Here is a 1,396-nt window from a genome sequence, read left to right on the forward strand (position 1 = left end):
GAGTTATTGTCAAGACCTGTGGATGGGCGAGTTTCAGGCGGCCTCCTCGGAGTCTGAGTTGGGGTCGGGTTCGACGAGTTTGCCTTTTTCGAAGGTGGCGCCGTCACGGACCAGTTTCACCAGGTGCGGTGCGTTGACCGCCCGCCATTTCGATTGGGCAGCCTCGATCAACTTGTAGGCCATCGCGATGCCGGCGGCCCGTGATCCGGGGCCTTTGGTCACCTTGGTCCGCAGTCGCACGGTCGCGAACGTGGACTCGATCGGGTTGGTGGTGCGCAGATGTATCCAGTGTTCGGCCGGGTACCGGTAGAACTCGAGTAGCACGTCGTCGTCATCGACGATCTTGGCCACGGCCTTCGGGTACTTGGCGCTGTAGGCTTTCTCGAACGCGGTGATCGCTTGGCGGGCGTGGTGTTCGTCTTCGGCGTTGTAGATTTCCTGCATCGCCTTGATCGCGTTGGGGTGGGCTGATTTCGGTAGCGCAGCAAGAACATTGGCTTGTTTGTGGAACCAGCATCGTTGCTCACGCGTGTCGGGGAACACCTCCCGGATCGCGGCCCAGAAGCCGAGCGCCCCGTCCCCGACGGCCAGAGCCGGCGCCGGCATGCCGCGGCGTTTGCACGACCGCAGCAGATCCGCCCACGACTCGGTCGATTCCCGATACCCATCAGCGACTGCGATGAGTTCCTTCTTGCCGTCGGCGCGGACCCCGATCATCACCAGCAGGCACAGCTTCTCCTGCTCCAAACGCACCTTGAGGTGGATACCGTCGACCCACAGGTACACATAGTCGGCGGTGATAGCCCGGTCGGCGAAGGCGGCGGCCTCTTTCTGCCATTGCTTGGTCAGCCGGGTGATCGTGGCCGCCGACAGTCCGGCGCCCGACCCCAGGAACTGCTCGAGCGCCGGCCCGAAATCACCCGAGGACAGCCCATGTAGATACAGCAACGGCAGCACCGCGGAGATCTCCGGACTCTTACGCGCCCACGCGGGCAAGATCTTCGACGAAAACTTGTGCCGCTCCTCGGTTTCGGGGTCGACACGCTTGTCATTGACCCGCGGTGCTTTCACCGTGACCGCACCCGCGGCGGTCATCACCTCCCGCGCGTTGTGGTACCCGTTACGGACTACCAGTCGGTGCCCGTTCTCGTCGACCTGATCGGCGAACTGGTCGATGTAGGCGGCCACCTCCGCGCGTAGCGCCGCGGCAAGCATCTGTCGGGCGCCGTCACGCACGATCTCATCGAGGATCGAGCGGCTCTGATCGTCGGCCGGGTTGGAACCTTCATTGGTGTTGACTACCGTGAGCACGAGGCGTGCCTTTCCGCCAGCGCTGCAACGCTGACTTGATCAAGTGACTACCGGGATCATATTTGCGGGAAGGCACGCCCTCCCA

At 63.2% G+C, this 1,396-nt stretch carries 1 protein-coding gene; it reads right to left on the bottom strand.

Going from position 1 to position 1,396, the window contains the following annotated elements; genetic code table 11:
• Positions 1 to 33 precede the first annotated feature (33 nt).
• Positions 34 to 1,311: an IS256 family transposase gene (locus GD1_RS23965; protein ID WP_053778630.1), complete on the bottom strand. Its 1,278-nt coding sequence runs from the start codon at positions 1,309 to 1,311 to the stop codon at positions 34 to 36.
• Between the last annotated feature and the right edge of the window lie 85 nt (positions 1,312 to 1,396).

The organism is Gordonia desulfuricans NBRC 100010, from assembly GCF_001485495.1.
Lineage (GTDB): Bacteria > Actinomycetota > Actinomycetes > Mycobacteriales > Mycobacteriaceae > Gordonia > Gordonia desulfuricans.